The organism is Janthinobacterium sp. AD80, from assembly GCF_002878455.1.
Lineage (GTDB): Bacteria > Pseudomonadota > Gammaproteobacteria > Burkholderiales > Burkholderiaceae_D > Janthinobacterium.
Genome location: NZ_NRDQ01000115.1, coordinates 17,761 through 37,541, shown reverse-complemented (window position 1 = coordinate 37,541; position 19,781 = coordinate 17,761). Strand labels below are relative to the sequence as shown.

Here is a 19,781-nt window from a genome sequence, read left to right as displayed (position 1 = left end):
CGGCTCGCCCGGCTGGCGCCGCTCCAGGCCCAGGTGCACCGTCACTTCCGCCGGCAGCAGCGCCGCCGCGGGCGCCTGCGCGTGCAGGTTGCGCAGGATGGCCACCTGCGGCTCCTTGCCCAGTGCCGTGTTCATGGTTTCGCTGATGATCACGTCCGGCAAGGCGTCCGAGGGGATGTGGTAGCTGGCCGCGTCGGCGCAAATGCCAGCGCTGACATGGCCGTCCAGCCCCAGCTGCCCGATCAGGTCGCGCGCATACGCCAGGGTTTCGGCATGCACGTCGAGGATGGCGAACTGCACCTGACGGGCGCCCAGCACGGCCATCACCGGCAAGGCCAGCAGGGCGAACGGACCGCAGCCCGCGTACAGCACGCGCACGGGCCGCGCCGCGTGCAGGCGCTGCCGCACGGCCTGCGCCAGCCCCTGGATGAAGGCGGCGCTGCGGTAAGGCTCGCGCGCGCACAAACCCGCCTGCACGGGGGAAATGGCCCAGCCGCTGGGCAGGAAACTTTCGCCATCGCGCAAACCGTCCTGGCGGTCCATCGGCAAGCGGGAATGCTGCTCGACCAGATGCCGCAAGCGCACCGTCTCGCCGACCAGGCTCTCCAGCGAACGCCGCGGATCGCACAAGGCTTGCGCGATGCTGGCCAGTTCCGCTTGTGCCGGCGTCATGCGCGGCTCCGCAGGTTCGCAGGCGTGGACACACGATTCATGATTGTCTCCTTGAAATGATTGCAAGTGCGCTTGAAAATTGGCAGCATAGCAAACAAGCGCACCCGCATGTATCCACCAAGTACGCACAACCGGAGCATCAATGTCTACCTTGCCGTTTCCCTTCCTCACCGCCCTGCCCGCCCCGTATGCATTGCGGCTGCAGCGCGACGACGACGAGGCCTTTGCCGCCGCACTGTACAGTTCCACGCGCGACGACTTGCGCCAGATGCCGGCCCCGCCCGCCATGATCGAACAGCTGATCGCCATGCAGCGGCGCATGCAGTCGCACGGCTACCGCCAGGCGTTTCCACACGCCGCCTATCTGGTGCTGCAGCATGGCGACACGCCCATCGGCAGGCTCGTCATCGAGCGCCGGGATGCATTGCTGCGCCTGGTCGATATCGCCATCGTGCCGGCGGCGCGGGGCCAGGGCGCGGGCGGCGCCGTGCTGCGCGGCCTGCAGGCGCTGGCCGATGCGGAACAGCTGCAGATCCACCTGGGCGTCAACCGCAACAATCCGGGCGCGCGCAAGCTGTATCTGCAGCTGGGATTTCGCGTGCAGGCGCAAGACGAGGTGCAGGAACAGCTGGTCTGGAGCGCGCCTTGATGCCGGCGCCCGGCGCGCCCAGCACCTGGCTGCGGCTGCCCCTGTCCTTCGACGTGGCGCGCCTGCAGGAAGAAAGCGGCCAGTTCGCCGGCGCCGACTGGATCAGCCATTTCAATACCGATGCCTATGAAAACGGCTGGAGCTGCCTGCCGCTGCGCGCCCCCGGCGGCGATGCGCGCCACATCATGCCCATCGATGGCGCCGCCTATGCCGCCACGCCGCACCTGGCGCGCAGCCCCTACCTGCGCGAAGTGATCGCCAGCTTTGCATGCGAGACGCGCGCCGCGCGCCTGATGGCCCTGGCACCGGGCGCCGTCATCCACGCGCACCGCGATGCGGGCACGTCACTGACGGATGGCCTGACGCGCCTGCACATCCCCATCCATACCTCGCCCCAGGTGCTGTTCAGCATTGATGGCGAGGCCGTGCATTTCACGGCCGGACACGCCTGGTACATGGATGCCAGCTGCCTGCACGCCGTGCACAATCGCAGCGCCGCGCCGCGCATCCACCTGGTGCTCGACTGCGTCACCAATGCCTGGCTGACAGCGCTGTTCGCGCGTGCCGGCTTCGTGCCGAAGCCGGCGCACAAGTATGGCGACCCCGGCATCCACGATGGCAATGTGCAGGCCGTCATCGCCCAGCTGCGCCTGTCCCCCCTGCCTGCCAGCCAGGCCCTGGCGCGCGAACTGGCGGCGCTGGCCGGCAGCGCGGCATGAGCGCCGGCCACGGCCTGACCCAGCAGGAAGGCTTGCTGGCCAAGGGCGCCGTCGTGCCCTGGCAGGCGGGCATGGACATGCGCGGCTGGTATCCGATCTTTGCACAGCGCGACGCGCGGACGGGCGAGGTGTCCGTGTGCTGGCGCGACCTGGGCCAGTTGCCGTTCAGCGAGCCGTTCTTCGTCAACACGCTGGCGCGCCAGCCCCACGAGGAGCGCCGCGTCTGCCACACGCCGCTGGCGGCCCTCGGCACCTTCGACGATGGCCTGGCGCCCGACGCCTTCATCTTCCACGTCTCGCGCTGCGGCTCGACCCTGCTGACGCAATTGCTGGCGACCTTGCCGCAGTGCGTGGTGCTGTCCGAGCCGCCCGTGATCGACTCGCTGCTGCGCCTGCATCACGATGGCATGCCCGCCGGCGACAGCATCGCCCTGCTGCGCCAGGCCATGCTGGCATTGGGCCAGCGCCGCACGGGCGGGGAGACGCATTGCTTCATCAAGTTCGATTGCTGGCACATCCACAACCTGGCCTTGCTGCGCCAGGCGTTTCCCGACACGCCCTGCCTGTTCCTGTACCGCGAACCACAAGCCGTGCTCGCCTCGCACCAGCGCCAGCGGGGACCGCAGATGATCCCAGGCATGCTGCACCCTGCCCTGCTGCCGCTGCCCGCCCACCAGCTGGCCCCGGGCGACCATGACGGCTATGCGGGCGTGGTGCTGTCCAGCCTGTTGGCGGCTGCCCGGCCGCACGCCGCCGCAGGACAGCTGCAGTTGATTAACTACAATCAATTGCCGGACATGGCATGGGACCAGCTGCTGCCGCGCCTCCGCATCACAGTGACGGCCGGGCAGCTGCAAGCGATGCGCGAACGGGGCGGCGTGCACGCGAAGTACGGCACGGCATTCCACGGCGACGCGCCACCCCGCACGGCAAGCGGCTTGCCCGGCATGGCGGCGCAACTTCGGGCGGGGTATCAGGCGCTGGAAGACTTGCGCATAGGAAACTGAGCGTGTATCAGCGCGCCATCAGCGCACGCCGTGAAAAAGTAGAAGCCCGGTGGCGATACCGGGCTTTTGTGTGGCGGCTGTTGCGCCGCGCCGAGCGGCGAGCGTTCAGCCGGGAAAAGTTGCTTAAGCGCGTGGCATACGGCGGCGGCGCGCGATCATGCCCACCAGGCCCAGGCCGGCGACCAGCATGGCATAGGTCGACGGTTCAGGCACGGCGGTGACCGATACGTTATCCAGTGCAGCACCCCACACGCTGTTTTTGTTGTTACCCTGGAAGTACAAGGTGCTGTTGGCAGCGGTGGCAATAAAACTGAAGCCTTCGTTGACCCAGCCCATGTTGGCAGGCGACCGGCCCGTGCTGTCAAAAGCGAAGCTGTGCACGCCTGTGACGCCAGCATCCACCAGCTTGAGGCTACCTCCGCCTTCCGCGTTGCCGGCCAGGCTGAAGCTGACGTTGTACTGCTGCCCGATCACGGTGCCGAAGGACTGCGAAATACGTCCGCCCGAACTGCCGTTCAAGTCCAGGCTGTAATTGCCTTCCGCATGCTTCCAATATTGATTGATGAGATCGACGCTGCCGCTATCCACACTCCAGGCACCCAGATGCGCGCCGCTATTTATCTGAGTGAAGGGTCCGCTAAATGTACTCGACTCGAAGCCGCCATTGCTCAACAAGTTAGCGTGCGCCATAGGCGCTGCCAGAATCAGTGCAGCCACACCGGCCAAAACAGTCAACTTACGCATAATTCACTATCCCTTTTATTTTATTCAAGAAATTCATTTTTCTTGAAGGGATCAGATTAGGGCTGGAAAATTAAAAAATCAATAATATTTTTAAGTTAACAAAGAATGGTTGCTCAAGATCAAATGAGCGCGCCAAGCAAACTGTGCCCCACACCCCAGCCTCACGCCACCTCGCAGCCAAGTGCGGGATAGGAATGGCGGCGGATGTGGCATCGGCCTACTGGCTTCACCCACTGTCCGTGCTTGTGACGGCCTTCCGGATGCCGGCTCAATGGAAGCCCATCGCGCCAAGCCGCAGTCACGCAGCGCTGAAACGCAAAAAGCCCAACCGGGAAGGCTGGGCTTTTCAATACTGCTGATGTTCTGGCTCCCCGACCTGGACTCGAACCAGGGACCTGCGGATTAACAGTCCGTCGCTCTACCAACTGAGCTATCAGGGAAAAGAGGCCGCATTTTATAGGGCAATTTTTCAACTGTCCAGATCTTCCCTGCAAAATGTGGATTATTTTTCCCTCAGGCTTGCCGCCGCCGCTCAGCCAGGAGTTTCCTGCGGGTGATAATCAAACACCAGCACCCTGCCCAGCCAAGGCTTGAGCAGCTCGACAAAAGCCAGGTGCGCCGGATGCGTCAGGTAGATATCGCGCGCGGCAGCGCCATCGAAGGTAAGTGTAAAGCAATCCGTAAAACCGTCGTCGAGGCCTTCCGGGCTGACATTCGGCCCCCACTCAAATTGCATCACCCCGGGAATGCGGTGTTTTAGCTGCGAAAATTCATAGACCAGTTCGGCATGCCTGGCAGGGGTCAGCTCATCAAGAAAGTCACACAGGACGATATGGCGCAAGGCAGTGGCACAGGTCATGGCGGGAGTTCTCCTATCGGGATGCGTTCAGGATAACGCAAAACACCGAAACACACCGGCGGACCACTGTTGCCGGGGCGGAAAACAAAAAAGGCCATGTTTTTCAACATGGCCTTCCGAATTCTGGCTCCCCGACCTGGACTCGAACCAGGGACCTGCGGATTAACAGTCCGTCGCTCTACCAACTGAGCTATCAGGGAAAAGAGGCCGTATTATATAGGGCGAACTTGCACTTGTCTAGATTTCCATAGGGAAAATCTTATCTTGCCTCCCACCGATACCGCCAGCAGGAAACAAAAAAGGCCACGTTTTTCAACGTGGCCTTTCGAATTCTGGCTCCCCGACCTGGACTCGAACCAGGGACCTGCGGATTAACAGTCCGTCGCTCTACCAACTGAGCTATCAGGGAAAAGAGGCAATATTATATGTCGTTTATTCCGTATGTGCAAGACTGATACACCATCTTGCCAAACACGGCCATCGCCGACTTTCTACCGCCATCAGCGCCGCACTTGCATGCAGCGCCGAAGAAGCAAGATCTTAAAGCACTTTGGCGATCGCGTCAATCACGATGTCGATATTGCGCGAATTCAATGCTGCCACGCAGATGCGGCCCGTGTCGACGGCGTAGATCGATTGCTCGCGCAGCGACGCCACCTGCTCCTTGGTCAGACCGGAGTACGAGAACATGCCGATCTGCTGGCGCACGAATTCGAAATCGTGGCCTGGCGCCTTGGCTTTCAGTTTTTCCACGAAGGCATTGCGCATTTCGCGGATGCGCACGCGCATGCCGGCCAGTTCCTCTTCCCACAGCTGGCGCAGTTCCGGCGTGGCCAGCACGGTGGCGACGACCTTGCCGCCGTGTACTGGCGGGTTCGAGTAGTTGGTGCGCACGACACGTTTCAATTGCGACAGCAAACGGGCCGCTTCGTCGGCGCTGGCGGCGACGACGCTCAGGGCGCCCACGCGCTCGCCGTACAGCGAGAACGATTTCGAGAACGAGTTCGACACCAGCAGCGGACCGCCCGCGTCGGCGAAGCGGCGCACCACGGCGCCGTCTTCGGCGATGCCGTTGGCGAAACCTTGATACGCCATGTCCAGGAACGGCACCAGGTCGCGCGAGGTCACCACGCTGATGATCTGGTCCCACTGGGCCACGCTCAGGTCGGCGCCTGTCGGGTTGTGGCAGCAGGCGTGCAGCACGACGATGGAGCCGGCTGGCATGGCGTTCAGGCTGGCCAGCATGCCGTCGAAGTTCACGCCATGGGTGGCGGCATCGTAGTAGCTGTAGTTATTCACGACGAAACCGGCGTTTTCAAACAGCGCGCGGTGGTTTTCCCAGCTTGGGTCGCTGATGTAGACTTGCGCGCCCGGCGCGAAGCGCTGCAGGAAGTCGGCACCGATCTTCAGTGCGCCCGTGCCGCCGATGGCTTGCACGGTGACGGCGCGGCGCTCTTGAATTACGGCGCTATCGGCGCCAAATACGAGTTCTTGCACCGCCTTGTCGTAGGCGGCAAGGCCTTCGATAGGCAAGTAGGTGCGTGGGGCTGCCTGTTCGATCAGGATGGCTTCCGCCTTGCGTACGCAAGCTAACAGAGGCACCTTGCCGTTGTCGTCATAATAGACGCCAACGCCCAGATTGATTTTGGCGGGATTCTGGTCCGCGTTAAATGCTTCGGTGATGCCCAGGATCGGGTCGCGTGGGGCCATCTCGATGGCGCTAAACAGACTGGCAGAAACAGTTGGGTTCGTCATGATAAGATTGGATTCGATTGGAAGCAGGTTCACAGCGGAGTTGTAGACAGCGCCCCAAATACAACGCCAGGGCCGCCAGCAGAGCACTATTCTAACAAAGGTCTGATTCACATGCCCGAATTATCTACCGCCAGCGAGGCGGAAAGCGCAATTATCTCTTTCCCGGACTCCCCCTTCAAGCTGCACCAGCCCTTCCCTCCGGCCGGTGACCAGCCGACGGCGATCGCCCAATTATCCGAGGGGATTGCCGATGGCCTGGCCTTCCAGACCCTGCTCGGCGTGACCGGTTCGGGCAAGACCTACACCATGGCCAACGTCATCGCGCGCATGGGCCGTCCGGCCATCGTCTTCGCCCCGAACAAGACCCTGGCGGCGCAGCTGTACAGCGAGTTCCGCGACTTTTTCCCGCAGAATGCGGTCGAATACTTCGTCAGCTACTACGACTACTACCAGCCGGAAGCCTACGTGCCGCAGCGTGACCTGTTCATCGAAAAGGACTCGTCGATCAACGAGCATATCGAACAGATGCGCCTGTCGTGCACCAAGTCGCTGATGGAACGGCGCGACGTCATCATCGTCGCCACCGTCTCGGCCATCTACGGTATCGGTAACCCGAACGAATATCACCAGATGATTTTGACGTTGCGTGTAAAAGACAGGGTCGCCCAGCGCGACGTCATCGCGCGCCTGATCCAGATGCAGTACACGCGCAACGAAGTCGATTTCGGCCGCGGCACCTTCCGCGTGCGCGGCGATACCATCGACATCTTCCCCGCCGAGCATGCGGAGCTGGCCGTGCGCCTGGAAATGTTCGACGACGAGATCGAATCGATCCAGCTGTTCGACCCGCTGACGGGCCGCGTACGGCAAAAAATTCCCCGCTTCACCGTGTACCCGGGTTCGCACTATGTAACGCCCCGCTCCACCGTGCTGCGCGCCGTGGAAACCATCAAGGACGAGCTGCGCGAGCGCCTGGAGTTCTTCCGCAAAGAAAATAAACTGATCGAGGAACAGCGGCTGGAACAGCGCACGCGCTTCGACCTGGAAATGATGGCGGAAATCGGTTTTACGAAAGGCATCGAGAACTACTCGCGCCACCTGTCCGGCGCCTTGCCGGGCGAACCGCCGCCGACCCTGGTCGACTATCTGCCGCCCGACGCCCTGATGTTCCTCGACGAATCGCACGTGCTGACGGGCCAGCTGAGCGCCATGTACAACGGCGACCGTTCGCGCAAGACGAACCTGGTCGATTACGGCTTCCGCCTGCCGTCGGCGCTCGACAACCGGCCCTTGAAATTCGAGGAATTCGAACAGAAGATGCGCCAGACCGTGTTCGTCTCGGCCACCCCGGCCGAATACGAAAAGACGCATTCCGACCAGGTGGTCGAGCAGGTGGTGCGCCCCACCGGCCTGGTCGACCCGCAGATCATCGTGCGCCCGGCCAGCAGCCAGGTGGACGACCTGATGTCGGAAATCGTCGAGCGCATCAAGAAGGACGAGCGCGTGCTGGTGACGACCCTCACCAAGCGCATGTCCGAGCAATTGACGGAATACCTGGGCGACCACGGCATCAAGGTACGCTACCTGCACAGCGATATCGAGACGGTGGAGCGCGTGGAAATCCTGCGCGACCTGCGCCTGGGCACCTTCGACGTGCTGGTGGGGATCAACTTGCTGCGCGAAGGCCTGGACTTGCCGGAAGTGTCGCTGGTGGCCATCCTCGACGCGGACAAGGAAGGCTTTTTGCGTTCCGAGCGCAGCCTGATCCAGACCATCGGCCGCGCCGCGCGTAACCTGAACGGCACGGCGATCTTGTACGGCGACCGCATCACCGATTCCATGCGCCGCGCCATCGACGAGACGGAACGCCGCCGCGCCAAGCAGATCGCCTTCAATACGGCGAACAACATCATCCCGATCGGCGTCAAAAAATCGATCCGCGAAATGATCGACGGCGTCTACAGCCCGCAGGAAGCGCGGGAAACCCTGCAAGTGGCGCAGGAAGCGGCGAAGTTCGAATCGATGAGCGAGAAACAGGTCAGCAAGGAAATCAAGCGCCTGGAAAAATTGATGGTCGACCACGCCAAGAACCTGGAGTTCGAAAAAGCGGCGCAAGTACGCGACCAGCTGCACATCCTCAAGCAGCAGCTGTTCGGCGCCCCCGGCACCGACAATGTGGCGTCCATCCTTGGAAAATGAATACCACGCCATGCGTAGGTCGGATTAGGCCCTGCGGGCCGTAATCCGACAACATTGTTGGCGCTGGCGGTGGTGTCGGATTACGCGGCGTACCACTGCTAATCCGACCTACGTGGCTGCATGCCTTCACGTCATCCGCGTGGGGCGGCGCAGGTGCGCGACCAGCTGCACATCCTCAAGCAGCAGCTGTTCGGCGCACCCGGCACCGACAATGTGGCATCGATACTGGGCAAATAAACCATGCGTAGGTCGGATTAGCTGGCCGCCAGGCCAGCGTAATCCGACAACATTGTTGGCGCTGGCGATGGTGTCGGATTACGCGGCGTACCGCCGCTCATCCGACCTACGGCTGCATGCCTTCACGTCATCCGCGTGGGGCGGCGCAGGTGCGCGACCAGCTGCACATCCTCAAGCAGCAACTGTTCGGTGCACCCGGCACCGACAGTGTGGCGTCTATCCTTGGAAAATGAATACCACGCCATGCGTAGGTCGGATTAGGCCCTGCGGGCCGTAATCCGACAACATTGTTGGCGCTGGTGGGGTCGGATTACGCGGCCTTGCCGCTAATCCGACCTACGCGGCTTCATGCCTTCACGTCATCCATGTAAGCGCGGATGATGGCGGCGAAATCCGCATCGGCCGTCAGGCCCAGTGCTTCGGCGCGGCTGGTATCCCAGGCGCCGGGCCAGCTCTTGACGATGCGCTCGATGGTGGCGTCTGGCGCATAGCTGATGCGCTTTGTTACTTCGCTGCCGGCCACTGCTTCCAGCGCGGCGATCATCTCGCCCACGCTCACGCTCAAGCCCGGCAAGTTCACCGTGCGGCTGGCGCCGAACGCCTCGCCCGCCAGTTCGTGGCCGGCGATCAGCGAGGCGATGGCGCCGCGCGGCGACAGCAGCCACAGACGCAGATCGGTAGACACGGGGCACACGGCCGCCTCGCCATTCAGCGGTTCGCGGATGATGCCGCTAGCGAACGACGATGCCGCCTTGTTCGGTTTGCCCGGGCGCACGCTGATGGTCGGCAGGCGCAGCACGCGGCCATCGACAAAGCCGCGCCGGCTGTAATCGTTGAGCAGCAATTCGCCGATGGCTTTTTGCGCGCCGTACGACGACTGCGGGTTCAAGGCCGTCGTATCCTGCACCACGTCCGGCAGCTTGCCGCCATACACGGCCACGGAACTGGTAAACACGACCTTCGGCTTGTGCCCCAGTTCGCGGCAGATATCGAGCAGCAGCCGCGACGCGTCGAGGTTGATGCGCATGCCCAGCTCGAAATCGGCTTCCGCCTGGCCGCTGACGATGGCGGCGAGGTGGAAGATCGACGTGGTCTGCGCGTCGATGGTGGCGCGCATCAAGGCGCCGTCGGCGATGTCGCCCGTGACGACTGCCACGCGCGCGTCGTTGAAGTCATGCGCGGCCACCACGTCGACCAGTACCAGCTCGCGTATCGTTTGCACCTGGCCGTGGCTGTCCGTCAGCTGGCCTTGCGCCAGCAACTGGCGCGCCAGGCGCTGGCCCAGGAAACCGGCGCCGCCGGTAATCAGTACTTTCATTTTCATGCTCCTTGTTTGTTGTGGTATGCGGCCAGCCAGCCCAGGCCATCCTCGGTGCGCCCGCGCGGACGGTATTCGCAGCCGATCCAGCCCTCGTAGCCCAGTTCATCCAGCAGGGTGTACAGATATGGGTAATTGACTTCGCCATCGTCCGGTTCATTGCGCGCCGGGACGCTGGCGATCTGCACATGGCCGATGCCATCGAAGTTGTTCCTGAACGTCATGGCGATATCGCCCTCGACGATCTGCGTGTGATAAAAATCCATCTGCACCTTGACGTTGGGCTGGCCCGACTCCAGGCGCAGCGCGTGGCCCTGCGCCTGCGTGACAAGGAAGTAGCCCGGCATGTCGCGGCCGTTGATCGGCTCGATCAAGAGTTCGATGCCATGCTGGCCCACGGCCCTGGCCGCGTACTGCAGGTTGGCCAGGTAGGTGGCGCGGTGCAGGTTGACGTCGGCACCGACGGGCAGCAGTCCCGCCATCATGTGCACGCGCGGCGTGCCCAGCGCCAGCGCATAGTCGATGGCGCGCGCCACCCCAAGCCGAAATTCTTCTTCGCGGCCGGGCAGCGAGGCGATGCCCCGCTCGCCTGCCGCCCAGTCGCCCGGCGGCAGGTTGAACAGCACATTTGTCAAACCGTGCTGGCGCAGCCAGCCGGCCACTTCCTGCGGCGCGTGGTCATACGGAAAAAGGAATTCGACGCCTTTAAAACCCGCTTGCGCGGCGGCGGCAAAGCGCTGCGGAAACGGCACTTCGTTGAACATCATGGTCAGATTGGCGGCAAAGCGGGGCATGCGTGTCTCCTGGATCTCTTATATGTCGAGTTTGAATGTGTGTTTCAGGTCGGCGATCTGCGCCGCGTCGAGCGGGCGCGTGGGCACGTCGCGCAGCAGCAGGAACAGCTTGGCCGTCTCTTCCAGTTCCTCGGCCGCATACACTGCCGCTTCCAGGCTGCTGCCCGAGACGACGGGACCGTGATTGGCCAGCAACACGGCCGAATGCTTGCGCGCCATGGCGCTGATGGCGCCGGCCAGCGCCGGGTCGCCCGGACGGTGATACGGCACCAGCGGCAGGCGCCCCACCTTCATCACAAAGTAGGGCGTGAGGGGCGGGATGCAGTCGTCATGGTTCAAGCCGCACATGCACGACACGGCAGCCGAGTGCGTCGAGTGCAGATGCACGATGGCGCCCGCGCCGCGCCGCTCCGCGTACATGGCGCGGTGCAGGAACGCCTCTTTTGATGGCGGCGCCCCGCTGATCAGCTTGCCGTCCCAATCGAGCTTGGACAATTGCGCTGGATCGAGCCGTCCCAGGCTGGCATTCGTCGGCGTGAGCAGCCAGCCGTCATCCAAGCGCACGCTCAGGTTGCCGCTGCTGCCCGCCGTCAGGCCACGCTCGTACAGCGACTTGCCGAAGTCGACGATCTGCTCGCGCTGGCGCGATTCGCTGCTGCTCATGCCAGCACCTGCCACGCTTTGCTGAAGAAATCGACCGTGCCGAAATTGCCGGACTTGAGCGCCAGCGCCAGCGGCGCCGCGCCATCGTCACCCAATGCAGGCAAGGCTTGCGTCCACGGCACGCCAGGGTCGATCTCGGGGCCGATGCGCAAGCCCGCCACGCCCAGCGCTTTCACCACCGCACCCGAGGTTTCGCCGCCAGCGACGATCAGCTGTCCCACGCCCAGGCGCACCAGGCCTTGCGCGATGGCGGCCAGGGTTTCCTCGACGAGCGCGCCGGCCCGCTCCACGCCCAGCTGCGCCTGCACGGCGCGCACGGCATCCGGCGTGGCCGTGGCATAAATCAGCACAGGGCCTTGCGCCAGGTGTGCGCCAGCCCAGGCCAACGCCTGCTCCACCACGGCGTCGACCACCTCGCCGCCGGCCGCCAGCTGCAGAGGGTCGACGTGGAACGAAGGGACCAGTTCACGCAAATGCGCCACCTGCTGCTGCGTGGCCACCGAGCAGCTGCCCGAGATCACGGCGCACAGGCCTGCCGGCGGCGGCAGGCGTCCCGCCTGGCCGGCGGGCGATGGCGCCAATTGCCCCCGCTGGCGGAAATTCTGCGGCAGTCCCAGCGCGATGCCGGAGCCGCCCGTGATCAGCTTCAAGTCCGCGCAGGCGGCGCCGATGGCTTCCAGGTCGCGGTTCGAGACGGCATCGACGACGGCAAACTGGCAGCCCTGGCCGCGCAAGTCCGTGAAGCGCTGGGCGATGGCGGCGGCGCCCTTCTCCACCACGCCGTAGTCGGCCAGGCCCACCCTGCCTTGCACCTGCTGCTGCAGCACGCGCACCAGGTTTGAATCCGTCATCGGCGTCAACGGATGCTCGCGCATGCCTGATTCGGCCAGTGGCACGTCGCCGACAAACAGGTTGCCCTTGTAAATGGTGCGGCCGTTGGCGGGGAATGCCGGGCAGGCGATGGTGAAATCCGTGTCCAGCGCCTGCATCAGCGCCTCGGCCACGGGGCCGATATTGCCGCGCGGCGTGGAATCGAAGGTGGAGCAGTATTTGAAGTAGAACTGCTTGCATCCGGCCTGCTGCAGCCAGCGCAAGGCCGCCAGCGATTCGGCCACGGCGTCCTCGGGTGCATTCGTGCGCGACTTGAGTGCGATGACGACGGCGTCGACGTCGGCCGGCGGCGGACCTTGCGGCACGCCGATCAGCTGCACCGTGCGCATGCCGGCCTTGACCAGCATGCCGGCCAGGTCGGTGCCACCCGTGAAATCGTCGGCGATACATCCCAGTAGTACGGTCATGATGGTTCCTCTTGATTCAGTGATGCTTTCGCCGGCAGGTCGATGCCCGGGAAAGTCTTGATGACGGCCGAGTCGTCCTCGCCGCCAAAACCTGCTGCCGACGCCTGCATGAACATCTGGTGCGCCGTGGCCGACAGCGGCAACGGGAACACGCTTTTTTTCGCGTAATCGAGCACGATGCCGAGGTCTTTCACAAAAATATTCACGGCCGACAGCGGCGTGTAGTCGCCCTTCAAAATATGCGGCACCCGATTCTGGAACATCCAGGAACTGCCGGCGCTGTTTGAAATCACTTCGTACAGCGCCTCCGGATCGCAGCCGGCGCGCAAGCCCAGCGCCATCGCTTCGGCGGCGGCGGCGATGTGCACCCCGGCCAGCAGCTGGTTGATCATCTTGACTTTCGAGCCCTGCCCCGGCTGTTCGCCCAGGCGGTACAACTTCGCGCAGATGGCGTCGAAAATGCCGGCGCAGGCATCGAATGCCTCGGGCGCGCCGGCTGCCATCACGGACATCTCGCCGGCTTGCGCCTTGGCCGCGCCGCCGGAAATGGGCGCATCGATGAAGCGCAGCCCCATGCCTGCCAGGCGCGTGCCGAGCGCCTCGGCAAACTCCGGCGCCACGGTGGCGCAGGCAATCACCACGCTGCCCGGCGCCAGGGCGCTGGCCGCACCCTGCTCGCCAAACAGCACGGCTTCCGTCTGCTGTGCGTTGACGACGACGATCAGCAAGGCTTGCACCTGCGCCGCCAGCGCGGCCGGGGACTGCGCCGCATGGGCGCCCTTGTCTGCCAGCGCTTGCACGGTCTCGTGACGCACGTCGCAGGCATGCACCTCGAAGCCGCTGCGCAGCAGGGATTGGGCGATGCCCATGCCCATGGCACCCAGGCCGATCACACCTACTTTTTTGATTGCTACGTTCATCTGCTACTCCAGTTTTATTTGTTCACCAGCTTGGCCGGCACGCGCATGATGATGATGGCGCCGATCACCAGGATGGCTGCCAGCAGGTAGATGGCGATGTCGGTCGACTGCGTCAAATCCTTGATCGAGCCGATCATGTATGGCGCCGCGAAGCCGGCCAGGTTGCCCACCGAATTGATGGCGGCGATACCGGCGGCGGCGGAGACGCCACCGAGGAAGGCCGTCGGCAAGCTCCAGAACATGGGCGAGGCAGCCAGGATGCCGCCGGCGGCGATCGTCAGGAAGAAGATGGCCCAGCCCGTGTTATGGGCGCCGGCCAGCGCGCTGCAGACGATGGCGGCGGCGCCGATGACCAGCGGGATGGCCATGTGCCAGCGGCGTTCGCGGTATTTATCCGAACTGCGGCCCAGCAAAATCATCGTGGCCACGGCAAACGAATAGGGAATCGCGGTAAACAAACCGATATTGAGCACGCCCGTCACGCCAGCCGCCTTGATCAGGCTGGGCAGCCAGAACGTCAGCGAATACTGGCCCATCACGCAGCAGAAATAAATCAGGGCCATGACCCAGATGCGCGGATCGGCGAACATGGCGCGGATCGACGGGTGCGACACCTTGCCCTTCGCTTCCGTGGCGATGCGCTGCTCGAGGATGACTTTTTCGTCTTCCGTCAGCCACTTGGCGGCGCGGATGCTGTTATCGAGGTACAGCAGCACGGCCACGCCCATGATCACGGCGGGGATGGCTTCGAGCACGAACATCCACTGCCAGCCCGCATAACCATGCACGCCGGCGAAGGTTTCCATGATCCAGCCCGACAGCGGGCCGCCGATCAGGCCCGCCACGGGAATGGCCGCCATGAAGGTGCAGACCATGCGTGCGCGGCGCTCGGACGGATACCAGTAGGTCAGGTACAGGATGATGCCGGGGAAGAAGCCCGCTTCGGCCACGCCGAGCAGGAAGCGCATGATGTAGAACATGGTCGGCGTGGTGACGAACATGAAGGCGCCCGAGATGATGGCCCAGGTGATCATGATGCGAGCGATCCACACGCGCGCGCCGATTTTATGCAGCATCACATTGCTGGGTACTTCGAACAGGAAGTAACCGAGGAAGAACACGCCGGCGCCCAGGCCATACACGGTTTCGGAAAACTGCAGGTCGGCCAGCATCTGCAGCTTGGCGAAGCCCACGTTCACACGGTCGAGGTAAGCGACGATGTAGCACAGCATGAGGAAGGGGATGATGCGCCAGGTCACCTTGCGGTAGACGGCGTCATCGATGATTTTCTGGCTGGCGGCGGCGCCTGCCGGCTGCCCGGGCAGTGATTGTGATACGTCCATGCTTGTCTCCTGATCGCTGGGGGATCGACCGTGCCGGGTTTTTATGGTCCACGGGAGGTGGCTGGCAACTTGTCTAAAATTTGTATGGATGTATATTATGTGTGTGTTTTATGTGTGTCAAGCTGTATATTCCATATAATGGCAAGCAGGTAATGCCATTTGAAAACCGTTAGCGCAAGGATGCACCCGATGGACCGCACGTTCAGCTTCACCCTCCCCGCGCCGGAGCCCGCCGCGGGCAGCTTCACCACCGGCACACTGGGTGCGCGGGTAGCGGCCCGCTTGCGCCAGCAGCTCCAGCACGATGGCCTGGCCGCCGGCACGCGCCTGCCATCGGAACAGGCGATGGCCGAACATTTCGGCGTGAGCCGCACGGTGCTGCGCGAAGCCATCGCCCTGCTGCAGGCCGAAGGCATCCTCGTCACGCGCAAGGGCAGCGGCACCTTCGTCTGCGCGCAGGATGGCGCGAAGGCCGGCGAACGGGGCGACGCGCTGACGGAGCAATCGGTGCAATCGCTGCTGAACCTGATCGAGGTGCGCCAGGGACTGGAAGCGGAAATCGCCGCGCTGGCGGCAGTGCGCCGCACGCCGGGCCAGCTGGCCGACATCGAGCACGCGCTGCGGCGCATCGAGGAAGCCGTGGCGGCGGGCGTCGACGGCGTGGAAGAAGACGTGCGCCTGCACCTGTGCATCGCCGAAGCGACGGGCAATCCCTACTGGCCGAAATTCGTCGCCATGTTCGCCGACCCGATCCGCTCGGCCGTCAAGGTGACGCGCGCGAACGAAGCGCGGCGCACGGACTTTTCCATCGAGGTGCGGCGCGAACATGAAAAGATCGTGCAAGCCATCGCCGCCGGCGACCCGCAGCTGGCGCGCCAGGCGGCCATGGAACACATGCAGCACGCGGCCGAGCGGGTGCGCCTGGCCGACCGCGAATTCTGGCGCGGCGACGGCGGCGCGCTGGCGCGCACCCTGGGACGCGATCCCATCATGCAGAAATAACGCGCGGGTTCAGGGATAGCCGGGCCGGCGCATGTGGAACAGGCTGTCCGGGCCGATCTCGAAATAATCGGCCGGCCCGCCGCCACGTAATATCGGCGCGGCGGCCGCCGTGTCATACACGCCCTCGGTCAGCAGATGGCGCGCGATATGCACGCCCACCACTTCACCGAGCACCAGCCAGCTGCCGACGCCGTCGCCGTTCGCACCCTGCAGTTCGATGATCTGCGTGCGCCGGCATTCGAAGGACACGGGGCTTTCCGCCACCCTCGGCACCTTGACGATGCGCGAAGCGGCCGGCGTCAGGCCGGCCAGCGCGAATTCATCGACCTCGGGCGGCGCCGGCGCGCAGCTGGCGTTCATGGCGTCGGCCAGCGGACGCGTGGCCAGGTTCCACACGAATTCGCCCGTTTCTTCGATATTGCGCAAGGTGTCCTTGCGGCCGATGCTGGAAAAACCGATCAGCGGCGGCGTGTAATTGAAGGCGTTGAAAAAGCTGTACGGCGCCAGGTTGAGCACGCCCCCGCCGCTGCGGGTGGCGATCCAGCCGATGGGCCGCGGCCCGACGATGGCGTTGAAGGGATCGTGCGGCAAGCCATGGCCCAGCGCAGGTTCGTAAAAATGGATAGGCTCGGCCACGCGGATTCCTGAAGTGAACGGCGCCGGGGATGGGCGCCTGGAATGACAGCTTACCAAAATCACCGCACGGGCGCGCTTTCCGGTACCCAGGGTGGCGTCATCCGCGCTCTAGCCGAAAGCTGTTTACAGCGCTGTTGTAAATTTGCATACTGGGATCACCTTCATCATGGCAAGCGTGGAACAGATGCGCAGCGACCTTGCACTACAAAAGCATGCTTTTTCTCTCGGCCGGCGGCCACAGGGCCGCACCATTGCCGCGATTGTCGTGCTGCACCTGGCACTGTTCTGGGCCGCAACGCGGCCGGTACACAGGGGACTGGAGCACGACGACCGGGTCTGGCTGCAATTGATACCGGCATTGCCGCCGGCAAGCAAATACATTCCTCCCATCAGGCGCGCGCCACCGCCTGTCACCATGCACCGCCTGCCGGCCCGCCCCGCCGGTGCGCCGAACGTGTCGCCCCCAAAGGATGCGGCGTCCCCCGTGCCGCCGGCATCGGCGCAAGCATCGACGCAAACCAAGCCACCAGACGTTGACTGGCTGGCCGAAGCGGCGCCTGCTGCGCCAAAGACGCCCTCCGGGTCGCTGGCGCAGCGGGCCTTGCTGTCCGCCGGCGCCATCGACCGCCAGTTGCGCGCCGAGCATCCGCAGGAGTTCGTGGCGCCGCCCGATACGGCGCAGACGCGCCTGGCGAAAGGCTTCGCGCAAGCGCATGCGGCGGTCAAGCCGAAGTGGTTCGAAGCGGCCCGCATCGAATTGTGGAGCGCGCCGAACGACCCCAAGCGCATCTACCGCGTCATCACGGCGACCGGCGAATACTGCATCTATTTGCCGGACAAGGGCAGCATGTCGCTGAACCTCAGCGCGCGATCCGGCTACGCCGGTTTTGGCGAAGGGACGGCGGCGCCTTGCCCCATCCGGTTTTAACGCGGTTAACACAGCGGCAATGCAGCACCTTCGCGTGGACATGTTTGTCCCAGCGCCTGCGCATCTGGATTGGCGCATTTTTTGCAACGCCGCCTTTGCCTGGCACATGTGGCATGCCGCACGCAAGGCCACATTTGTGTAGCCCCCATCCCCGGGCCTCGCTTATGATGGAGCAACTCAACCATTATCATTCCGCTACCGCCATGCCTACCCTTACGCTGCACCAGAAAGTGTTCCTGCTCCTGCTGAGCATCGTCACCATCGGCTTCGGCTGGATACTGGCGCCGTATGCGGGCGCCATCTTCTGGGGCGTGGTGCTGGCAATCCTGTTTGCGCCCGTCTACCGCTGGCTGCTGCGCAAGACCAAAGGACGCGCGGGCCTCGCTTCGCTGCTGACCTTGCTGCTCATCATCGTCATCGTCATCCTGCCCCTGTCGCTCATTTCCGTGTCGCTGGTGAACCAGGCGGCGGGCGTGGTGGAGATGGTGCGCTCGGGCGAAATCACGGTCGGCATGTTCTTCAACAAGATCATGGCCGTGCTGCCGCAATGGCTGATCAACCTGCTCGAACGCTTCAACCTGTCCAGCCTGGCGAGCCTGCAGGACAAGCTGGCCGATGGCGCCAAGCAGGTCAGCCAGGTGGTAGCCGTCAAAGCCATCAATGTGGGCCTGTACACGTTTGAATTCCTTACCAGCCTGTGCATCATGCTGTACCTGCTGTTCTTCCTCATGCGCGATGGCTCGACCCTGTCGGCCCGCATCCGCGATGCCGTGCCGCTGAGCCGCAAGTACAAGCAGCGCCTGTTCACCAATTTCACCACCGTGATCCGCGCCACCGTGAAGGGCAACATCCTGGTGGCGATCGCCCAGGGCGCGCTGGGCGGCCTGGCCTTCTGGTTCCTCGACGTGCCTGCGCCCCTGCTGTGGGCCGTGCTGATGGCTTTCCTGTCGCTGCTGCCCGCCGTCGGCGCTGCCCTCGTCTGGGCGCCCGTCGCCGTCTACTTCCTGGCCACCGGCGCCATCTGGCAAGGCGCGGGGCTGGCTGCGTTCGGCGTCTTCGTCATCGGGCTGGTCGACAACGTGCTGCGCCCCGTTCTGGTGGGCAAGGATACCAAGATGCCCGACTACGTGGTGCTGCTGTCAACCGTGGGCGGCATGGCCCTGTTCGGCCTGAACGGCTTCGTCATCGGTCCCGTGGTGGCGGCCCTGTTCATCGCCTCGTGGGACCTGTTTGTCTCAGCCAGCGAATTCCAGGCCGAGGACTGACGCCGGCCGCCGCGCAGGGACAAAAAAATCCGCCGGAATCGGGCGCCGCCGGCACTGTTACTTGTGCCGGCCAAAACAGGCCGGAGCCGCCTGGCGGCAGAGTGTCCGCCGGCGCCGGCCAGCCCCGGCAACTATTCACATGAGACCGCTTTTCGCGGCAACTATCATGTTGCCATGGTGCGATTTCAGCAACAACAGCGCAAATATAGTTTTTGACGCAGTGGGCGCCGCGGCGTAGTGTCGGTCCTCCCGACAACTACGTAACGAGGAGCCTGCCATGGCAAATCCACTGTGCTTAATGATGCCGGTACTACCCGGCACCAATCCGATCTCCATCGCCGCCGCGCTGCAGGAGTACCAGGCGAAGATCAATGCCGCCCTCACCGATATCGGTACCGTGCACTTTGCCCGCTTCGTCCTGTTTGACCGCGCCCAGGCCAATCTGCTGCCCAGCATTCACGCGGCAGGGCCTTCCGATACCCTCGTCATCGGCGTGATCACCGAGTATGACGGCAGCTTCAACGGCTACATCGAGGATTTCGTGGCCCAGCTGGGCGAGGTATTCGACGCGCTGCTGCAGTTTGTCGTCGGCGGCAAGGCGCTGATCCCCGTGACGAACCACGTGGCCGCTTTCGAAGCCTTCATCACCGCCAATGACGCTGCACAGCAGGTGCCCAACACGGGCCTGTACAGCGCCTATCCGCAGACGGTCCAGCAGATCCTCGCCTCGACCTGAGCAGCACGCCACGCCGGGGCTGCCCGAGCGGCCCCGT

At 63.9% G+C, this 19,781-nt stretch carries 19 protein-coding genes and 3 tRNA genes; 8 read left to right on the top strand and 14 right to left on the bottom strand.

The window, feature by feature from the left end; genetic code table 11:
* Positions 1-672, bottom strand: a 672-nt coding sequence (locus JaAD80_RS20240; RefSeq protein WP_219726857.1) for a hypothetical protein, incomplete at its 3' end; no start/stop codon positions are given.
* Between the two features lie 142 nt (positions 673-814).
* Here JaAD80_RS20240 and JaAD80_RS20235 point away from each other — a divergent pair.
* Genes JaAD80_RS20235 through JaAD80_RS20225 form a run of 3 tightly spaced genes read left to right on the top strand, consistent with a single transcriptional unit; the run spans position 815 to position 3,047 of the window.
* On the top strand, positions 815-1,321 hold the full coding sequence (locus JaAD80_RS20235) for a GNAT family N-acetyltransferase (RefSeq protein WP_102296681.1): 507 nt from the start codon (positions 815-817) through the stop codon (positions 1,319-1,321).
* A complete protein-coding gene (locus JaAD80_RS20230; protein ID WP_102296679.1) occupies positions 1,321-2,040 on the top strand; it encodes an aspartyl/asparaginyl beta-hydroxylase domain-containing protein in 720 nt (239 codons plus the stop codon). Before JaAD80_RS20235 ends, JaAD80_RS20230 begins: the two co-directional genes overlap by 1 nt.
* Positions 2,037-3,047 (top strand): hypothetical protein, encoded by a 1,011-nt coding sequence (locus JaAD80_RS20225; RefSeq protein ID WP_102296676.1) that lies wholly within the window; start codon positions 2,037-2,039, stop codon positions 3,045-3,047. Before JaAD80_RS20230 ends, JaAD80_RS20225 begins: the two co-directional genes overlap by 4 nt.
* 123 nt (positions 3,048-3,170) lie before the next feature.
* Here JaAD80_RS20225 and JaAD80_RS20220 read toward each other — a convergent pair whose 3' ends face one another.
* The 6 genes from JaAD80_RS20220 to JaAD80_RS20195 form a co-directional block, all read right to left on the bottom strand.
* Positions 3,171-3,791, bottom strand: a complete 621-nt coding sequence (locus JaAD80_RS20220; RefSeq protein ID WP_146012447.1) for a choice-of-anchor C family PEP-CTERM protein — start codon at positions 3,789-3,791, stop codon at positions 3,171-3,173.
* 364 nt (positions 3,792-4,155) lie between these two features.
* Positions 4,156-4,231: transfer RNA gene (locus JaAD80_RS20215), tRNA-Asn, on the bottom strand.
* A gap of 92 nt (positions 4,232-4,323) precedes the next feature.
* Positions 4,324-4,632 (bottom strand): Dabb family protein, encoded by a 309-nt coding sequence (locus JaAD80_RS20210; RefSeq protein WP_258003100.1) that lies wholly within the window; start codon positions 4,630-4,632, stop codon positions 4,324-4,326.
* A 142-nt stretch (positions 4,633-4,774) separates the two neighbouring features.
* A tRNA-Asn gene (locus tag JaAD80_RS20205) sits at positions 4,775-4,850 on the bottom strand.
* Between the two features lie 133 nt (positions 4,851-4,983).
* Positions 4,984-5,059 (bottom strand) — tRNA-Asn (locus JaAD80_RS20200).
* Between the two features lie 131 nt (positions 5,060-5,190).
* Positions 5,191-6,405, bottom strand: coding sequence for an amino acid aminotransferase (locus JaAD80_RS20195; protein ID WP_180979502.1), 1,215 nt, complete (start codon positions 6,403-6,405; stop codon positions 5,191-5,193).
* A 111-nt stretch (positions 6,406-6,516) separates the two neighbouring features.
* On the opposite strand from JaAD80_RS20195, the gene uvrB reads away from it, so the two are divergent.
* The gene (uvrB, locus tag JaAD80_RS20190; RefSeq protein ID WP_102296668.1) at positions 6,517-8,604 is read left to right on the top strand and encodes an excinuclease ABC subunit UvrB; all 2,088 of its coding nucleotides are present in this window, start codon (positions 6,517-6,519) and stop codon (positions 8,602-8,604) included.
* A gap of 583 nt (positions 8,605-9,187) precedes the next feature.
* Here the strand turns inward: uvrB and denD are convergent.
* From denD to JaAD80_RS20160, 6 genes are read right to left on the bottom strand one after another with little or no spacing between them, the layout of a single operon-like run.
* Positions 9,188-10,159 carry a D-erythronate dehydrogenase gene (gene denD, locus JaAD80_RS20185; protein WP_102296667.1) on the bottom strand — a complete coding sequence of 324 codons (972 nt, stop codon included), beginning with the start codon at positions 10,157-10,159 and terminating at the stop codon, positions 9,188-9,190.
* Between the two features lie 2 nt (positions 10,160-10,161).
* Positions 10,162-10,953: a 2-oxo-tetronate isomerase gene (gene otnI, locus JaAD80_RS20180; protein ID WP_102296664.1), complete on the bottom strand. Its 792-nt coding sequence runs from the start codon at positions 10,951-10,953 to the stop codon at positions 10,162-10,164.
* A gap of 18 nt (positions 10,954-10,971) precedes the next feature.
* On the bottom strand, positions 10,972-11,616 hold the full coding sequence (otnC, locus tag JaAD80_RS20175) for a 3-oxo-tetronate 4-phosphate decarboxylase (RefSeq protein ID WP_102296662.1): 645 nt from the start codon (positions 11,614-11,616) through the stop codon (positions 10,972-10,974).
* Positions 11,613-12,914, bottom strand: coding sequence for a 3-oxo-tetronate kinase (otnK, locus tag JaAD80_RS20170; protein WP_180979501.1), 1,302 nt, complete (start codon positions 12,912-12,914; stop codon positions 11,613-11,615). Before otnK ends, otnC begins: the two co-directional genes overlap by 4 nt.
* Complete coding sequence (gene ltnD, locus JaAD80_RS20165; protein ID WP_102296658.1) at positions 12,911-13,834, bottom strand: L-threonate dehydrogenase; 924 nt, start codon at positions 13,832-13,834, stop codon at positions 12,911-12,913. The genes otnK and ltnD overlap by 4 nt, the downstream gene beginning before the upstream one ends.
* A gap of 14 nt (positions 13,835-13,848) precedes the next feature.
* The gene (locus JaAD80_RS20160; RefSeq protein ID WP_102296656.1) at positions 13,849-15,177 is read right to left on the bottom strand and encodes an MFS transporter; all 1,329 of its coding nucleotides are present in this window, start codon (positions 15,175-15,177) and stop codon (positions 13,849-13,851) included.
* 189 nt (positions 15,178-15,366) lie between these two features.
* Here JaAD80_RS20160 and JaAD80_RS20155 point away from each other — a divergent pair, with 189 nt between their 5' ends.
* The gene (locus JaAD80_RS20155) at positions 15,367-16,179 is read left to right on the top strand and encodes a FadR/GntR family transcriptional regulator (RefSeq protein WP_102296654.1); all 813 of its coding nucleotides are present in this window, start codon (positions 15,367-15,369) and stop codon (positions 16,177-16,179) included.
* A gap of 9 nt (positions 16,180-16,188) precedes the next feature.
* Here the strand turns inward: JaAD80_RS20155 and JaAD80_RS20150 are convergent, their stop codons facing one another.
* Positions 16,189-16,815, bottom strand: a complete 627-nt coding sequence (locus JaAD80_RS20150; protein ID WP_102296652.1) for a flavin reductase family protein — start codon at positions 16,813-16,815, stop codon at positions 16,189-16,191.
* A gap of 166 nt (positions 16,816-16,981) precedes the next feature.
* Here JaAD80_RS20150 and JaAD80_RS20145 point away from each other — a divergent pair, with 166 nt between their 5' ends.
* The 3 genes from JaAD80_RS20145 (at position 16,982) to JaAD80_RS20135 (ending at position 19,744) form a co-directional block, all read left to right on the top strand.
* Entirely contained in the window at positions 16,982-17,743 is a 762-nt protein-coding gene (locus JaAD80_RS20145) for a hypothetical protein (protein ID WP_102296650.1), read from the top strand.
* A gap of 203 nt (positions 17,744-17,946) precedes the next feature.
* Complete coding sequence (locus tag JaAD80_RS20140) at positions 17,947-19,008, top strand: AI-2E family transporter (protein WP_102296649.1); 1,062 nt, start codon at positions 17,947-17,949, stop codon at positions 19,006-19,008.
* Positions 19,009-19,285: 277 nt separating this feature from the next.
* Positions 19,286-19,744, top strand: a complete 459-nt coding sequence (locus tag JaAD80_RS20135) for a hypothetical protein (protein ID WP_146012446.1) — start codon at positions 19,286-19,288, stop codon at positions 19,742-19,744.
* Positions 19,745-19,781: the final 37 nt, after the last annotated feature.